14 protein-coding genes are annotated in these 14852 nt (G+C 70.9%); 8 read left to right on the forward strand and 6 right to left on the reverse strand.

What is annotated here, in order from left to right:
• On the reverse strand, nucleotides 1-585 hold the full coding sequence (locus MNOD_RS08810) for a cation efflux transmembrane domain-containing protein (protein WP_043748347.1): 585 nt from the start codon (nucleotides 583-585) through the stop codon (nucleotides 1-3).
• 240 nt (nucleotides 586-825) lie between these two features.
• Here MNOD_RS08810 and MNOD_RS08815 point away from each other — a divergent pair, with 240 nt between their 5' ends.
• The gene (locus MNOD_RS08815; protein ID WP_015928510.1) at nucleotides 826-1179 is read left to right on the forward strand and encodes a hypothetical protein; all 354 of its coding nucleotides are present in this window, start codon (nucleotides 826-828) and stop codon (nucleotides 1177-1179) included.
• 200 nt (nucleotides 1180-1379) lie between these two features.
• Complete coding sequence (gene ilvD, locus MNOD_RS08820; RefSeq protein ID WP_015928511.1) at nucleotides 1380-3209, forward strand: dihydroxy-acid dehydratase; 1830 nt, start codon at nucleotides 1380-1382, stop codon at nucleotides 3207-3209.
• Between the two features lie 207 nt (nucleotides 3210-3416).
• Here ilvD and MNOD_RS08825 read toward each other — a convergent pair whose 3' ends face one another.
• Entirely contained in the window at nucleotides 3417-4976 is a 1560-nt protein-coding gene (locus MNOD_RS08825; RefSeq protein ID WP_015928512.1) for an OpgD/OpgG family glucan biosynthesis protein, read from the reverse strand.
• Between the two features lie 8 nt (nucleotides 4977-4984).
• Nucleotides 4985-5173, reverse strand: a complete 189-nt coding sequence (locus MNOD_RS08830; protein WP_425277506.1) for a hypothetical protein — start codon at nucleotides 5171-5173, stop codon at nucleotides 4985-4987.
• A 191-nt stretch (nucleotides 5174-5364) separates the two neighbouring features.
• Between MNOD_RS08830 and MNOD_RS08835 the strand changes: the two genes are divergently transcribed.
• A complete protein-coding gene (locus MNOD_RS08835; protein ID WP_043750722.1) occupies nucleotides 5365-6963 on the forward strand; it encodes a gamma-glutamyltransferase family protein in 1599 nt (532 codons plus the stop codon).
• Nucleotides 6964-7189: 226 nt separating this feature from the next.
• Nucleotides 7190-8170 carry an IS110-like element ISMno29 family transposase gene (locus MNOD_RS08840; RefSeq protein WP_015927424.1) on the forward strand — a complete coding sequence of 327 codons (981 nt, stop codon included), beginning with the start codon at nucleotides 7190-7192 and terminating at the stop codon, nucleotides 8168-8170.
• A 292-nt stretch (nucleotides 8171-8462) separates the two neighbouring features.
• On the opposite strand, the gene MNOD_RS08845 is transcribed toward MNOD_RS08840, so the two are convergent.
• Complete coding sequence (locus MNOD_RS08845; RefSeq protein ID WP_015928515.1) at nucleotides 8463-9062, reverse strand: ActR/PrrA/RegA family redox response regulator transcription factor; 600 nt, start codon at nucleotides 9060-9062, stop codon at nucleotides 8463-8465.
• Between the two features lie 41 nt (nucleotides 9063-9103).
• On the reverse strand, nucleotides 9104-10483 hold the full coding sequence (locus MNOD_RS08850; RefSeq protein ID WP_015928516.1) for an ActS/PrrB/RegB family redox-sensitive histidine kinase: 1380 nt from the start codon (nucleotides 10481-10483) through the stop codon (nucleotides 9104-9106).
• A 255-nt stretch (nucleotides 10484-10738) separates the two neighbouring features.
• On the opposite strand from MNOD_RS08850, the gene MNOD_RS08855 reads away from it, so the two are divergent.
• A complete protein-coding gene (locus tag MNOD_RS08855) occupies nucleotides 10739-12007 on the forward strand; it encodes a polyhydroxyalkanoate depolymerase (protein ID WP_015928517.1) in 1269 nt (422 codons plus the stop codon).
• Between the two features lie 61 nt (nucleotides 12008-12068).
• Nucleotides 12069-12812, forward strand: a complete 744-nt coding sequence (locus tag MNOD_RS08860; protein ID WP_015928518.1) for a M48 family metallopeptidase — start codon at nucleotides 12069-12071, stop codon at nucleotides 12810-12812.
• A 324-nt stretch (nucleotides 12813-13136) separates the two neighbouring features.
• On the opposite strand, the gene MNOD_RS08865 is transcribed toward MNOD_RS08860, so the two are convergent.
• A complete protein-coding gene (locus MNOD_RS08865; RefSeq protein ID WP_015928519.1) occupies nucleotides 13137-13508 on the reverse strand; it encodes a hypothetical protein in 372 nt (123 codons plus the stop codon).
• 212 nt (nucleotides 13509-13720) lie between these two features.
• Here MNOD_RS08865 and MNOD_RS08870 point away from each other — a divergent pair, with 212 nt between their 5' ends.
• Entirely contained in the window at nucleotides 13721-14221 is a 501-nt protein-coding gene (locus tag MNOD_RS08870; protein WP_015928520.1) for an invasion associated locus B family protein, read from the forward strand.
• Between the two features lie 15 nt (nucleotides 14222-14236).
• Nucleotides 14237-14839, forward strand: coding sequence for a hypothetical protein (locus MNOD_RS08875; protein WP_015928521.1), 603 nt, complete (start codon nucleotides 14237-14239; stop codon nucleotides 14837-14839).
• Nucleotides 14840-14852 lie beyond the last annotated feature (13 nt).

The raw sequence follows: 14852 nt of genomic DNA on the forward strand, positions 1-14852 counted from the left end.
TCACGCCTCCGCGCGGTGCTCCTCCCGCGCGGCCTCCCAGACCTCGCGCGCCGCATCGGCATTCATGGCCGCGATCCCGAGCCCGACCAGCAGGTCGGGCCAGGCCGAGCGCCACAGGAAGGCCGTGACGAGGCCAGCAGTGACAATCGCCACGTTGGCGACGGCGTCGTTGCGGGCCGACAGGAAGGCGGCGCGGGTCAGGCTGCCGCTCTGCCTCCGGTAGGCGGCGAGCACGACCGCGCAGGCGAGGTTGACCGCGAGCGCGCCGAGACCTGTCAGCGACAGCGCCAGGGCCTGCGGCGGAACCGGCGCGTTGAACTTCTCCCAGGCCGTCCAGAGCGTCGCCAGACCCGGCACCAGCAGGATCGCCGCCAGCATCATGCCGACCCGGGCGCGGTTGCGGGCGCGCCAGCCCAGCGCCGCCAGGATCAGCAGGTTGATCGAGGCATCCTCCAGGAAGTCGATGCTGTCGGCGAACAGCGACACCGATCCGATCGCCACCGCCACGGCGAATTCGACGCCGAAATAGCTGAGGTTGAGTGCCGCCACGAGCGCCACCGCGCGCCGCAGGCCGGCCTCACCCATTGCGGGCCGCATCATCGATACTCGTCTCCCGTTCGGAGGCTGCGCGGCCCCTGTTGCCGGAGCGGTTGCCGTCCCGCGGATCGGCGAAACGGGAGAGGGGATCAAGGGCCTCGCGCCGCCAAGGGCCTCATGCCGCATGGCGTTCCCCGCACCTGCCATCCGGTTCACGATGCGGGCCCCTCTGTGGCATGGTCCGCCCCGAGGCCGGCCCGCGCGTGCCGCCGGAGGCAGAGAGGACCCATGCGGCGAGGTGTGATCGCTCTGGCCGCCGCCGGCCTTCCGCTCGCGGCCCTCGGGCAGGGGCCATCCGGGCAGCGCTTCCTGGTGCGTGAGGGCGCGCTCCTGTGCGTCTCGCCCTACAGCCTCCCGGTAGCGGCCAGGGCGGCGCAGGATTCCCGCTGGCTGGCCGAGAACGGCTGCCTTCGCGCCACGGGCGGCGTCACGGTTCGGCGCCTCCCTAAGACCACCACGACGGCGAGCGGACTGATCTGGAACGTCCAGCTGGCGGATCCCGATCAGGCGGGCCTCGTGCTCTGGGGCTATGCCCGGGACTTCCGGCTGGAGAGCGGCGAGCCCCTCGCACAGGATTACTAGAGCCGTTCCCGACCTGATTGCATCAGGTCTGCGGCTCTCAAGCTCTTGATGTGACGTGCTTCCTGACGCCGAACCGGCCTCCACTTCGGCGGGGAGCGCTCCAAGGGGCGCCGCCCTGGGGGACGGGGAAGCGCGACCATTGCGGCCTTGAATGCGGGCGCCGTCGCGCGCAGAAGGCGCCAGCAGTCTGGAACCGATCGATGCCCACCTACCGCTCCCGTACGACCACCCATGGCCGCAACATGGCCGGCGCCCGCGGCCTCTGGCGCGCCACCGGCATGAAGGATGCCGATTTCGGCAAGCCGATCATCGCGGTGGTCAATTCCTTCACGCAGTTCGTGCCCGGCCACGTGCACCTGAAGGATCTGGGACAGCTGGTGGCCCGCGAGATCGAGCAGGCCGGCGGCGTCGCCAAGGAGTTCAACACCATCGCGGTCGATGACGGCATCGCGATGGGCCACGACGGCATGCTCTACTCGCTGCCCTCGCGCGAGCTGATCGCGGATTCCGTCGAGTACATGGTCAACGCGCATTGCGCCGACGCGATGGTGTGCATCTCGAACTGCGACAAGATCACCCCCGGCATGCTGATGGCGGCTCTGCGCCTCAACATCCCGGCGGTGTTCGTCTCCGGCGGGCCGATGGAGGCCGGCAAGGTGGTGCTCGGCGGGGCGCGCAAGAAGCTCGACCTCGTCGACGCCATGGTGGCGGCCGCCGACGACCGGGTCGGCGACGCGGACCTGCAGGTGATCGAGCGCTCGGCCTGCCCGACCTGCGGCTCCTGCTCGGGCATGTTCACGGCGAACTCGATGAACTGCCTCACCGAGGCGCTCGGCCTGTCGCTGCCGGGGAACGGCTCGGTGCTCGCCACCCATGCGGACCGGCGCCGGCTCTTCGTCGAGGCCGGCCACCTCATCGTGGATCTGGCGCGGCGCTACTACGAGCAGGACGACGACAGCGTCCTGCCGCGCGCGATCGCGAGCTTCGCTGCCTTCGAGAACGCGATGACCCTCGACATCGCCATGGGCGGCTCGACCAACACGGTGCTGCACCTGCTGGCCGCGGCCCACGAGGCTGGCGTGCCCTTCAGCATGACCGATATCGACCGCCTCTCCCGGCGGGTGCCGGTGCTGTGCAAGGTCGCCCCGGCGGTGCCCGACGTGCACATGGAGGACGTGCACCGGGCCGGCGGCATCATGGGGATCCTGGGCGAGCTCGACCGGGCCGGTCTCCTCGACACATCGGTCGGCAGCGTGCATGCGGAGAGCCTCGCCGCCGCCCTCGAGCGCTGGGATGTCCGGCGCAGCGACAGCCCGACCGTGCACGCCTTCTACCGCGCCGCCCCCGGCGGGGTGCCGACCCAGACGGCCTTCTCGCAGGAGGCGCGATTCGATGCGCTCGACCTCGACCGCGCGGGGGGCGTCGTGCGCGATGCCGAGCACGCCTATGCGCGCGACGGCGGCCTCGCCGTGCTCTACGGCAACCTCGCGACGGACGGCTGCATCGTGAAGACCGCCGGCGTCGATGCGAGCATCCTCGCCTTCGCCGGGCCAGCCCATGTCTTCGAGAGCCAGGACGCGGCGGTGGACGGGATCCTCTCCGGGCGGGTGAAGGCCGGCGAGGTGGTGCTGATCCGCTACGAGGGGCCGCGCGGGGGGCCCGGCATGCAGGAGATGCTCTATCCGACGAGCTACCTGAAGTCGAAGGGCCTGGGGAAGGCCTGCGCCCTCGTCACGGACGGACGCTTCTCGGGCGGCTCCTCGGGCCTGTCGATCGGCCACGTCTCGCCGGAGGCGGCCGAGGGCGGCCTGATCGGCCTCGTCGAGCAGGGCGACCGGATCGAGATCGACATCCCCAACCGGCGCATCCACCTCGCGGTGGACGAGGCCGAACTGGAGCGGCGGCGGGCCGCCCAGGAGGCCCGCGGCTGGCAGCCGGCCGTGCCGCGCAAGCGCAAGGTGTCGGCGGCTTTGCGCGCCTACGCCATGCTCACCACCAGTGCCGCGCAGGGGGCGGTGCGGAAGCTCTGAGGGCAGTGGCGCGCCCCTCTCGCCGGCCTCCTCTCGTCCGCTCCCCCCTGTCCCGGGCGCATGCAGCGACAGCGGAAGGAGATCCGGGAAGGAGGGAGTGGGAAGGGGCGGAGGCAGAACTCCGCCCGCACCCAAGCGAAGCCGAGATCCGCATGGCGAGGCCATCCCGTATGGCGAAGCCATCGACCGGATGTCGAATGAAAGACGCTAGCCTGGCGGGATGTACTGGTAGGTCCAGGTCTCGCTCAGGGTCTCGGTGCCCCGGCGCAGGAACAGGCGCAGCTCCACCGGCTCGGGCCCCGTCACCGCGAGGTCGAACTCGGTGCGCCAATGGCCCGGCACGTCGTCGGGCACCGCCTCGGTGCGGGCGAGCGGGAAGGCGCCGCGCGAGGCGGTGAGGACGGGCTCGGGCTTCACCCCCGCGGGAAGGCGCGCCAGCGGCTCGCCGAGGAACTCCACCACGAACTTGCGCACGCCCTTCGGGCGCTCCGTCCCCGCTTGTCCTCCATTGCCCTCGCGGGTCGCCACGCAGCGCGCGAAGGCCGAGGGGTAGGGCTCGTCCGCTACCCAATGCAGCCGATAGGCGAGGTCGTGCACGCTGCCGGCGCGGGCCGGCTCGGCCGGCACCCACATCGCCACGACGTTGTCGTGGATCTCGTCGTCGGTCGGATTCTCGACGAGCTGCACGCTGCCGCGACCCCAATCGCCCAGCGGCTCGACCCAGAGCGAGGGCCGGCGGTCGTAATAGACCCCGTCCTGGTAGTGGTCGAAGACGCGGTCGCGCTGCATCAGGCCGAAGCCGCGGGGGCGCTCGTCCGAGAAGGCCGAGACCATGGTGCGGGGCGGGTTGCGCAGCGGCCGCCAGATGCGCTCGCCGGTGCCGGTCCAGAGGGCGAGCCCGTCCGAATCGTGCACCTCCGGCCGCCAGTCGACGGCGTTGGGCTTGGCCGTCTCCGAGAACCAGTACATGGAGGTGAGGGGAGCGAGGCCGAAACGCCCCACATCCCGGCGCAGATGCAACTGCGCCTCGATCTCCATCACCACCGACTTGGTACGCCGCATGCGGAACCGGTAGGCGCCCGCGACTGACGGGCCGTCGAGGAGCGCCATCACCGTCACGGTGTCGGAATCCGGTGCCGGCGTCTCGAACCAGACATGAGTGAAGTCCGGGAATTCCTCGGGCCGGTCCGGCATCACCGTGTCGAGGGCCAGCCCCCGCGCGGACAGGCCGTACTGGTAGAGTTCGCCGATGGCCCGGAAGTAGGAGGCGCCGAGGAAGGCGACCCAGTCGTTCCGCCGCCAGTCGAGGGCGCCGCCGCGCCGCTCCTGGAAGCGGAAGCCCGCAAAGCCCGGATTCGGCGGCAGGCGCCGGGCGGGCGAATCCGCCGGCATCTCGAAGGCGTTCGGGTCGTAGATGATCTCACGGGCCTGCCCGCCCTCGACCGCGTGCATCCGCACCGGCTTCTGGAAGTAGCGGCCGAGATGGAAGAAGGTCACCGGGAAGGCGCTCGGGCCGTCCGCCCACAGGGCGTGGTCCGGCTTGAACCGGAGCTTGCCGTGGGCATCGTAGTCGATCGCCTGGAGCACCTCGCGGTCGGGGATCGCGGGCGCCGCATAGGGGGCGGCGGCGAGGGCGCGGGCCCGGTCCTTCAGGCTCTCGAAGCTGAACGGGGCCGGGGCGCCGAGCGGCAGGCCGGAGGCTGCGGCGGGGAGGCCGGAGCCGACGAGAAGCGCGGCTCCGGAGAGGAACGTGCGGCGGTTGAGCATGGGGGGCGTCAGCGCCGGATGCGGATCGGCTCGATGCTGGAGGCACGGCGCCAGAGCTGCACCATGATGTAGAGGGCGATGAGGCTGAAGGCGCCCATCAGGATATGGCCGACGAGGTCGCCGAGCTCGAACAGACCGGCGATGGCCCAGCCCGCCGCAACCGCCACGCCGAACACCTCCGTGCCCACCAGCACCATGATGCTGATGAGAGTGACGAGGTTGCGGGTGCTGATGGATCCGGAGGGGGCGGACACGGGCGACACCTTCTGGCGGGGAGCGGCACAGCCGCGGATCGGGCCGGATCGTATTCCGTTCGGCGCCGCGCGGCAGTAGCGTGAAGCCCCCCTCCGGCGCAACCCGCGCCATCGTCACGCCCTCGAAGAGCGACATGCCCGAGACGCCCGTCTTCGCCCGTGCAGCCTGTGCGGCCCCCCACCATTTGGCTGCCGAGAGCGGCCGCGCCGTCCTGGCCGAGGGCGGCAACGCCGTCGAGGCGATGCTCGCCATGGCGGCCACCATCGCGGTGGTCTACCCGCACATGAACGGCATCGGCGGCGACGGCTTCTGGCTGGTGCGCGAGCCGGGCGGGCGTGTCCACACCATCGAGGCCTGCGGCCCGGCCGGCGCCCTCGCGACGATCCGGCGCTACCGCGACAAGGGCTACGATTCGATCCCCGACCGCGGCCCGGACGCCGCCGTCACGGTGGCGGGCGCGGTCGGCGGCTGGGCCCTAGCGCGGGAACTCGCCGGGTCCCTCGGCGGGCGGCTGCCGCTGTCCCTCCTGCTCGGCGAGGCGATCCGGCACGCCCGGGAGGGCGTCGCGGTCTCGGCGTCCGAGGCCCGCTATGCTCCGAAGGAGCTCGATACGCTCTACGACCAGCCGGGCTTCGCCGCGACCTTCCTGATCGACGGCAAGCCGCCGCAGGCCGGCGCGATCCGCGCACTGCCGGCGCTCGCCGCGACCCTGGAGCAGCTCGCCCATGCGGGGCTCGACGACTTCTACCGGGGGGATGTGGGGCGCGAGATCGCGGCCGACCTGGAGCGGGCCGGAAGCCCGGTGACACGCGCCGATCTCGACGGCTACCGGGCGCTGGCCCGCGCGCCGCTCGCGGTGCGGCTCGCCAAGGCCACGGTCTATAACTGCCAGCCGCCGAGCCAGGGCCTCGCCGCCCTGATGATCCTCGGGATCGTCGAGAAGCTGGGATCGATCCCGCCCGAGACGCCGGCCTGGTGCCACGCGCTGATCGAGGCGACGAAGCGCGCCTTCCGGGTGCGCGACGCGGTGGTGACGGATTTCGACCGGCTGCGGCACGACCCCGCCGCCTTCCTCACCCCCGAGCGCCTCGCCCGGGAGGCCGCCGCCATCGCGATGGACCGTGCCGCGGCCTACCCGCTGCGTGCGTCCGGCGATGGCGACACGGTGTGGATGGGCGCGATCGACGGCAGCGGCCTTTCCGTCTCCTACATCCAGTCGGTCTACTGGGAATTCGGGTCCGGCCTCGTCCTGCCGGCGACCGGCATCGTGTGGCAGAACCGCGGCACCTCCTTCTCGCTCGATCCCAAGGCCACCAACCCGCTGGAGCCCGGCCGCAAGCCCTTCCACACGCTCAACCCGGCGCTCGCCGTCCTCGATGACGGCCGGGTAGTCTCCTATGGCAGCATGGGCGGGGACGGGCAGCCGCAATTCCAGGCGCAGGTCTTCACCCGCTACGCCCTGTACGGGATGGGCGTCGCCGATGCGGTCGACGCGCCGCGCCTCCTCTTCGGGCGCACCTGGGGCGCCGAATCGATGACCGTGAAGGTGGAGGACCGCTTCGATCCCTCCTGCATCGCCGCTTTGCGCCGCTTCGGCCACGAGATCGAGGAGCTCGGCGGCTCCTACGTCGACTCGCTCGGCCATGCGGGACTGCTGGTGCGCCATCCCGGCAACGGGCGGGTCGAGGCGACGCACGATCCGCGCTCGGATGGCGGGGCGGCCGGGATCTGACCCGCGATCCGGTTCGCGGCAGGCGCGCTCCGCTCTTCCCGCTCCCTCTTGCATGTTTGACGGGCCGACCAGCGCACCAAGCTGTGAGGTGCGTCGCGGCCGGTGGCCACCGGCCGCGACGCGGGCGGCCGGGATCGATCTCCCTCTAGGATTGGCACCGTGGGAAAGCAGGATCCGGCCGCCCTCTGGCTCTTGTCCTGAACAGATGCTGGGGAGCAAGTCCCGTATGCAAGGCAAGGAAGTGTCCAAACAAGAGACCGCGGGCAAGTCTAGCGTGGGGATCGACGTCAGCAAGAGCTGGCTCGACGTCCACGTCCTCCCCTCCGGCCAAGCCCAGCGGTTCGCCAATACCGAGGTCGGCATCCGGCAGCTCAAGCGCTGGCTTGGGCGCTTTGCTCTGGGGCTGGTCGTGGTCGAGGCCACCGGCAAGTGGCACCGCCAGACCCGCCGCAGCCTGCATGCCTCGGGCCTGCCGGTCGCCGTCGTCGATCCGTTTCGGGTGCGCATGTTCGCCAAGGCGCAAGGCATCTGGGCCAAGACCGATCGGCTCGATGCCCGCGTGCTGGCGCAGTTTGCCGCGGTGATGGCCCCCCCGCAGCGCCCGCCGGCCTCGGACGCGCTCGAAGCGCTCCAGGAACTGGTCGCGGCCCGCGACAGCGCCGTGGCCGAACAAACCGCCCTCAAGAACCAGCTGGCCGCGGCCGCAAGCCCGTTCCTGATCCGCCAGCTCCAGGACCGTCTGGCCAGGATCGCCGCGGACATCGAGGCCCTTGCCGGCGAGATCCGCCGGCTCATCGCGGCCGATCCCGGACTGGCCCGGCGGCATGCCATCCTGGTCTCGATCCCCTCGATCGGGGACACGATCGCGGCCACCCTGGTGGCCAGCCTGGCCGAGCTGGGCACCTGCAGCAGCCGGCAGATCGGCCTGCTGGCGGGCCTGGCGCCGGTCGCCGACGATTCCGGCGCGCGCCAGGGCGTGCGGGTCATCTGGGGCGGCCGCCCGCCCGTGCGCCGCGTCCTCTACCTCGCGGCGCTCTCGGCCGCCCGCCACAACGCCGGCCTGAAAGCCTTCCACGAACGCCTGATCGCCAACGGCAAGAAGCCAAAGTGCGCCATCATCGCCGTGGCCCGCAAGCTCGCCGTGCTGGCCAACAGCCTCATCGCTCAGGACCGCCTCTGGACGCCAAATCAGCCCCAACAGGCTTGACGCCAAACACAGATGCTTTCCCGGATCTCCTTCCGCTGACGCTGCATGCGCCGGGACAGGGAGGGAAGCTCTGCCGCGGGTCGGATCGTCAGGTCTCAGCAGGACGAAGCGATCATGCGGGTATCATACGAAAAACCCCTCTCCCGGTGACGGGCGAGGGGTTGTGGTGCCCCCGGGCATCTCGGGCGGCCCTAAGCAGACTTGGCGGGGCGTGCCACCCCTTCGTCCGCTTAGGCTTTTGCTGGGTCGCAGGTTTTGACGGAAAACCGCAAGGCACTGTTCCGAAACCTGCTTAGCGCGGCGCGCGCTTGGCCAGGATCCGCTGCAGGGTGCGGCGGTGCATGTTGAGCCGGCGGGCCGTCTCCGAGACGTTGCGGTTGCACAGCTCGTAGACGCGCTGGATGTGCTCCCAGCGCACCCGGTCGGCGGACATCGGGTTCTCCGGCGGGTCGGCCCGCTCGCCCGGCTGGGCCATCAGCGTGCCGTGGATCTCGTCCGCATCGGCGGGCTTCGCGAGGTAGTCGAACGCGCCGAGCTTCACTGCCGTCACGGCGGTCGCGATGTTGCCGTAGCCCGTCAGGATCACGCCCCGGGCCTCCGGGCGGCGCTCCTTCAGGCGGGCGATCACGTCGAGGCCGTTGCCGTCCGCAAGCCGCATGTCGATGACCGCGAAGGCCGGCGGATGGGCATCCACCAGCGACACGCCCTCGGCCACGCTCTCGGCCACCTGCACCTGATAGCCGCGCGCCTCCATGGCGCGGGCGAGCCGGGTCGAGAACGGCTTGTCGTCGTCCACGATCAGCAGGCTGCGATCCGCATGAGCGGCGAGCGGATCGCCCTCCGGGACGGTGCCGGAACTCGCCGGCGTGCTCAAGGTTCCGTGCTGCGTCATCAAGCGACGCTCCTCACCATTCGTTCTGTTTCTTCAGCACCTTATATAGGAACATCGCGGGCCTGCGTCAGGGGGAGGGGTCCGTTCGTCCCCCCGAATCGTCGCACAGTCACCTCCCTCTCGAAAACGTGACGGGGCCACGCGATCCGCACCACGGCGCCGGTCGAGGGGGCGGCGGCGTTGGCGAGCATGATCTGGGCGCCCGAGCGCTCGATCAGGGTCTTGGCGATGAACAGGCCGAGGCCAAGGCCCGACCCGCCCTCCTGGCTGTCCGTCCGGGATGCGCCGCGCGTGGTGACATAGGGCTCGCCCACCCGCAGCAGCACGTCGGGAGCGAAGCCCGGGCCGTCGTCCCGGATCTCCAGCCAGACCCGGTCGGCATTCCAGCGCGCCTCGATGATCACCCGGCTCTCCGCGAAGTCGACGGCGTTGTCGACGATGTTCGATAGGCCGTAGAGCACGCCCGGATTGCGCCGGCAGGTCGGCTCCGGCCCGTCCCCGCGGGCCGAGATGTCGAGCACGATGCCGAGCGCCCGCTGGGGGGCCACCAGCTCCTCCACGAGGTGGCTGAGGGTGATCGTCTCGAGGAAGCCCGACTGGTCGTCGTCGAGGGAGGTCAGCTTCGAGAGGATGCCGCGGCAGCGCTCCACCTGCTCGCGCAGGAGCTTCAGGTCCTCGGCGACGGCGGGCGTGGCGGTGGGGCCGAGCGCCCGGTCGAGCTCGTTGACGACGACCGTGATGGTGGCGAGCGGCGTGCCGAGCTCGTGCGCCGCCGCTGCCGCGAGCCCGTCGAGCTGCGAGAGGTGCTGCTCGCGGGCGAGGACGAGTTCGGTCGCGGCGAGGGCCTGGGCGAGCTGGCGCGCTTCCTCGGCGACCCGCCACGCATAGACGCCCGTGAAGGCGATGCCGAGCAGGATCGCCGTCCAGACCCCCGACACATACAGGAAGGGGAACTCCATCTTCTCCGCCGAGAACCAGGGCAGCGGGCGGTGAACGAGGGCGAGGAGCGTCGAGAGACCCACCGCGAACAGCCCGAGGGCGAGCGTGTGGACCGGCGGCAGCGCCGTCGCCGAGATGAGGACCGGGGCGAGGAAGAGCAGGGAGAACGGATTCTGCAATCCGCCCGTCAGGAACAGGAGAGCGGCGAGCTGCACGATGTCGAAGGCCAGCAGCAGGGCGGCGGCGGTGTCGCTCAATCGGTAACTCGCAGGAAACCGGACCCGCAGCAGCAGGTTGAGCCACGACGAGGCGGCGATGACGAGGAAGCACCAGCCGAAGGGCAGGGGCAGGCCGAGGCCGAAATGCGCGCCCGCCACGGCCGCGCTCTGCCCCGTGATGGCGAGCCAGCGCAGGCGCACGAGGGTGTCGAGGCGCAGGTGGCGCGCATCGTGCACGAGATCGATCGGCGTGGCCTCTGTCATGCCACCACGATAGCGCGGGAAAGGCTGCCGGCCAGAGGCTGCCGCCGCCGAAGGCGCGGCAGGATAATGCCGATCTCGCGGGCATGCCTGCGACGAAAATGGCACAGCGCTGTCTCTTTGGTATGATATTGCACTTTGGTCGAGTCTCTTGCCCTTGCGTCCGCTCAGTGGAACCATAACTTAGAATCAGCAGTTGGGACCGGGCTCTTTGGCGGCGTCCCGGCGCTGCTGGTTCCGAGAACGGGCGGTGGCGGCATGGATCTCTCTTATTTCTGGTACGAAGCAGCCCACTGGATGCTGACGCCGGCACGCGCCGCAGCCGATGCGACCCAGCTCGTGTTCCAGAACCCGGTCAACCCGATCTCCTACACGCCCTACGGCCGCACGGTCTCGGCAGCCTGCGAGATGTTCGAGCGCACCACGCGCCGATACGGCAAGCCGGCCTTCGGCCTGCCGACGACGGAGGTGGAGGGCTTGACCGTCGAGGTGACGGAGCGGCTGGTCTGGGAGAAGCCGTTCTGTCGCCTGATCGCCTTCGATCGGGCGCTGAAGCGCCCGACCCTGCGGGCCCAGCCCAAGGTGCTCGTCGTCGCTCCGATGTCGGGTCACTACGCGACGCTCCTGCGCGGCACCGTCGAGGCGCTGCTGCCGGCTCACGAGGTCTACATCACCGACTGGGTCGACGCCCGCATGGTGCCGCTCGACGAGGGCCGCTTCGACCTCGACACCTACATCGACTACCTGATCGAGCTGTTCCAGCATCTCGGCCCCGACCTGCACGTGATGGCGGTCTGCCAGCCGGCCGTGCCGGTCTTCGCCGCGGTGGCGCGGATGGAGGCGGAGGGGCTTCCGGGCGTGCCCACCTCCATGACGCTGATGGGCGGGCCGATCGACACCCGCCGCTCGCCCACCGCGGTGAACTGCCTCGCCGCCGAGCGCGGCATGAGCTGGTTCAAGCGCAACTGCATCACGGTGGTGCCGCCGGGCTATCCGGGCTCCTGGCGCGAGGTCTATCCGGGGTTCTTCCAGCTCTCCGGCTTCATGGGCATGAACCTCGACCGGCACCTGACGGCGCACTGGGACATGTTCAAGCACCTCGTGCGCAACGACGGCGACTCGGCCGAGAAGCACCGCGAGTTCTACGACGAGTACCTGTCCGTGATGGATCTCACGGCGGAGTTCTACCTCCAGACCGTCGAGACCGTGTTCGTGGAGCATGCCCTGCCGAAGGGCGAGATGCGCCACCGCGGCGCGATCGTCGATCCGGCGGCGATCCGCCATTGCGCCATCATGGCGGTGGAAGGCGAGAAGGACGACATCTCCGGCGTCGGCCAGACCAGGGCCGCGCTCGAACTCGCCGTGAACCTGCCGGAGCACCGCAAGCTCTACCACCTGCAGCAGGGCGTGGGGCATTACGGCGTGTTCAACGGCTCGCGCTTCCGCACCCACATCCTGCCGCGCATCTCGGCCTTCATGCACGAGATGCAGGGCACCGCGGTTCCGGTGCTGCTCCAGGCAAGCTGAGGCGCGCCGACCCGCAACCGGCAAGCTGACAGGAGCCCTGCCGACCGCCTAGAATGCCCCTATGCGAGTCGCGTTGCTGCGCCGGTCGGCGCCCGATCCCACCCACCTCACGGTCGTGCATGAAGGCACCAGCTTTCGCGTCGCGATGCGGCGACGCGCCAGCGCCCGCCGGATCACGCTCCGGGTCTCGAGCGCGACCGGCGAGGTGGTCCTCACGCTGCCCGAGCGCACCGCCGTCTCGACCGCGCAGCTTTTCGCCGACGCGCATGCCGGCTGGATTGCCGCACGCGTCGCCAAGGTGCCGGCCCGGGTCGCCCTCGAACCGGGGGCGATGGTCCCGCTGCGGGGCGTGCCGCACCGCATCCTGCACTGGTCCGTGACCTCGGGCGCGACCGTCGCGACCCGCGATGGGACCGATGCCCCCATCATCGCCGTCGCGTGCCAGCCGCCCCATGTCGGGCGCCGCGTGCGGGACTTTCTCGAAGCCGAAGCCCGCCTGGACCTGCGCGAGGCGGTCACCCGTCACGCGCGGGCGCTCGGCCGCGCGCCGAGGCGCCTGACAGTGCGCGACACGCGCAGCCGTTGGGGCTCCTGCTCGGCCCAGGGCCACCTCAACTTCTCCTGGCGGCTGATCCTCGCGCCGTCCTTCGTGCTCGACTACCTCGCCGCCCATGAGGTCGCCCATCTCGCCGAGATGAACCATTCCGACCGGTTCTGGAGCCTGCTCGAGCGCCTCTATCCGCGGGTCGATGAGGCCGAGCGCTGGCTCAAGCGCCACGGCACGGAGCTGCACCGCTACGGCTAGGGTGGTCGGCCTTGGCTGTGTCGGTTCGTCTCAAGCGAACCTGACCTGCGCGGCAGCCGCCCCGCTCCTCGTGCTGAGGTGCAGGCGATCGAAGATCGCGCAGGCTGCCTCGAAGCACCCCGGACCGGTGCTCCCAGCCACCAGAGCCTTGGACCAGCGGTCAGGCGTGCTTCGAGGGCCGGCTCCGCCGGCCACCTCAGCATGAGGAGCGGGGCGGCTGCCACGAGCGTCGGAGGATCCACGCGCGTCGGAAGGCTTGTGCCGGATCCTTGTCTCCTGTCCGCGGCCGCTTCAGACGCCCGGGAACGGCGGGGAGGCGCCGGCTCAGCCCTTCGTGCGCACCACGACCGAGGTCACCGAGGGCCAGGTCGGCCGGGGATCGATCTGGCCCGGAGCGAGCGTGCGCGGCGCGATCGCGTCGCAGATCTCGCGCTGGCGGATGATCACCACGCCGATCTCGTCCCGGCGGCGGATCAGGCCGCCGTCGCGGCAGAAGCCCGCGATCTCCGCCGAGCGGGCCGCCCGCCGTCCCCGCGGATTGCGCGGGACGGGAGGGTGCTCGATGGTGAGCGGCGCGTAACGGTTGAGCGAGCGCTCGATGTAGGTCGTGTCCTCCACCGGCAGCGGATCGGCATGGGCAAGGGCCGGTGCGGCCAGCAGCAGGGCGAAGGAGACGGCTCTCAGGGGCGGGCGCATCGGCGGCATCCGGTCGGACAAGTGTGAGCTCAATCTAGGGCGGCCTCGGTGCCGGAGAAAGCTGCGGCGCAGGCAGTCCGGCGCTTGGGCGGCGTCTGTGTCTTTGCTGCCGTGACGCTCCTTCGCTTGACAGTCACGGGTCCCCGTGGTCGGAAGCCGCCCGGGATGCGGCGCCCGACGGCGCAGAACGGAGCGGGAGAGGCGTGCGAGACATGGTGCGATGGGCCGGGATCCTGGCGGCCCTGCTGCTCGCGGCGGGGCTCGCCGCCGGATCGGCCGCGGCCCAGGGGGCGGTGAAGCAGACCTTCGACGACTGGCAGCTGCGGTGCGAGACGCCGGCCGGCGCCAAGGCCGAGCAATGCGCCCTCGTCCAGTACGTCGCGGCCGAGGACCGCCCGAACCTCACCCTGGCGGTGATCGTGCTGAAGACCGCCGACAACCGCGGCACGCTGCTGCGGGTGGTGGCGCCGCTCGGCATCCTGCTGCCCTCAGGGCTAGGGCTCAAGATCGATCAGGCGGATATCGGCCGCACGCTGTTCGTGCGCTGTCTCTCCACCGGCTGCGTCGCTGAGGTCGTGATGGACGAGAACCTGATCAAGCAGCTCAAGTCCGGCCAGCAGGCGACCTTCATCGTGTTCCAGACCCCCGAGGAGGGCGTGGGCATCCCGCTTTCGCTCAAGGGCTTCGCGACCGGGTTCGACAAGCTGCAATAGCCTGAGGACAGCATCGTGACGGCAGGCGGATTTCTGAAGGGGTGCGCGGTTCTTCTCTGCGGGGCGGCGCTCGCCGGGAGCCCGGCCCGGGCCCAGGAGGACGACGGCAGCAACCCGTTCCTGAACATCCTCCGGTACGGCGGCACCACCAAGCCGCCGGAGGCGCCGCCGAATCCCGACGACACCTACTGCCCGATCATCGACATCCCGGAGGGCGGTGCCTCCCTGCAATCGCTCGCGGGCGGGACGGTGCGCCACCAGATCGCCCTGGCACAGGTGAGCCGCGAATGTGCGCCCGGTCCGGGCGGCTCGGTCCTCGTCAAGGTGGGCGTCCAGGGGCGGGCGCTGCTCGGGCCCGGCGGATCGCCGGGGCGTTTCGAGGCGCCCGTCACCGTGACCGTCAAGCACGGCAGCACGATTCTCGCCCGCCGCAGCCGGCGCGCCGCCGTCACGATCCCGACTGGCGCGGCGAGCGCGACCTTCGCCTTCGTGGAGGACGGCATCACGGTGCCGGCGACCGCCGCGGCGGATTTCGAGATCGAGGTGGGCCTCGGTGGCGGCGCCTCCAAGCCCGCCCGCCGCAGCCGCAAGCCCGCCGCGGCGGCGCCTGCCGGCTGAGCCCCGGCCCAGG

Origin of the sequence: Methylobacterium nodulans ORS 2060 (assembly GCF_000022085.1) — a bacterium.
GTDB lineage: Bacteria > Pseudomonadota > Alphaproteobacteria > Rhizobiales > Beijerinckiaceae > Methylobacterium > Methylobacterium nodulans.

Excerpts from the sequence above, each read along its gene's own strand:
- MNOD_RS08810 (WP_043748347.1), bottom strand. The coding sequence starts at position 585 with ATGGGTGAGGCCGGCCTGCGGCGCGCGGTGGCGCTCGTGGCGGCACTC.
- MNOD_RS08815 (WP_015928510.1), top strand. The coding sequence starts at position 826 with ATGCGGCGAGGTGTGATCGCTCTGGCCGCCGCCGGCCTTCCGCTCGCG.
- ilvD (WP_015928511.1), top strand. The coding sequence starts at position 1,380 with ATGCCCACCTACCGCTCCCGTACGACCACCCATGGCCGCAACATGGCC.
- MNOD_RS08825 (WP_015928512.1), bottom strand. The coding sequence starts at position 4,976 with ATGCTCAACCGCCGCACGTTCCTCTCCGGAGCCGCGCTTCTCGTCGGC.
- MNOD_RS08830 (WP_425277506.1), bottom strand. The coding sequence starts at position 5,173 with ATGGTGCTGGTGGGCACGGAGGTGTTCGGCGTGGCGGTTGCGGCGGGC.
- MNOD_RS08835 (WP_043750722.1), top strand. The coding sequence starts at position 5,365 with ATGCCCGAGACGCCCGTCTTCGCCCGTGCAGCCTGTGCGGCCCCCCAC.
- MNOD_RS08840 (WP_015927424.1), top strand. The coding sequence starts at position 7,190 with ATGCAAGGCAAGGAAGTGTCCAAACAAGAGACCGCGGGCAAGTCTAGC.
- MNOD_RS08845 (WP_015928515.1), bottom strand. The coding sequence starts at position 9,062 with ATGACGCAGCACGGAACCTTGAGCACGCCGGCGAGTTCCGGCACCGTC.
- MNOD_RS08850 (WP_015928516.1), bottom strand. The coding sequence starts at position 10,483 with ATGACAGAGGCCACGCCGATCGATCTCGTGCACGATGCGCGCCACCTG.
- MNOD_RS08855 (WP_015928517.1), top strand. The coding sequence starts at position 10,739 with ATGGATCTCTCTTATTTCTGGTACGAAGCAGCCCACTGGATGCTGACG.
- MNOD_RS08860 (WP_015928518.1), top strand. The coding sequence starts at position 12,069 with ATGCGAGTCGCGTTGCTGCGCCGGTCGGCGCCCGATCCCACCCACCTC.
- MNOD_RS08865 (WP_015928519.1), bottom strand. The coding sequence starts at position 13,508 with ATGCGCCCGCCCCTGAGAGCCGTCTCCTTCGCCCTGCTGCTGGCCGCA.
- MNOD_RS08870 (WP_015928520.1), top strand. The coding sequence starts at position 13,721 with ATGGTGCGATGGGCCGGGATCCTGGCGGCCCTGCTGCTCGCGGCGGGG.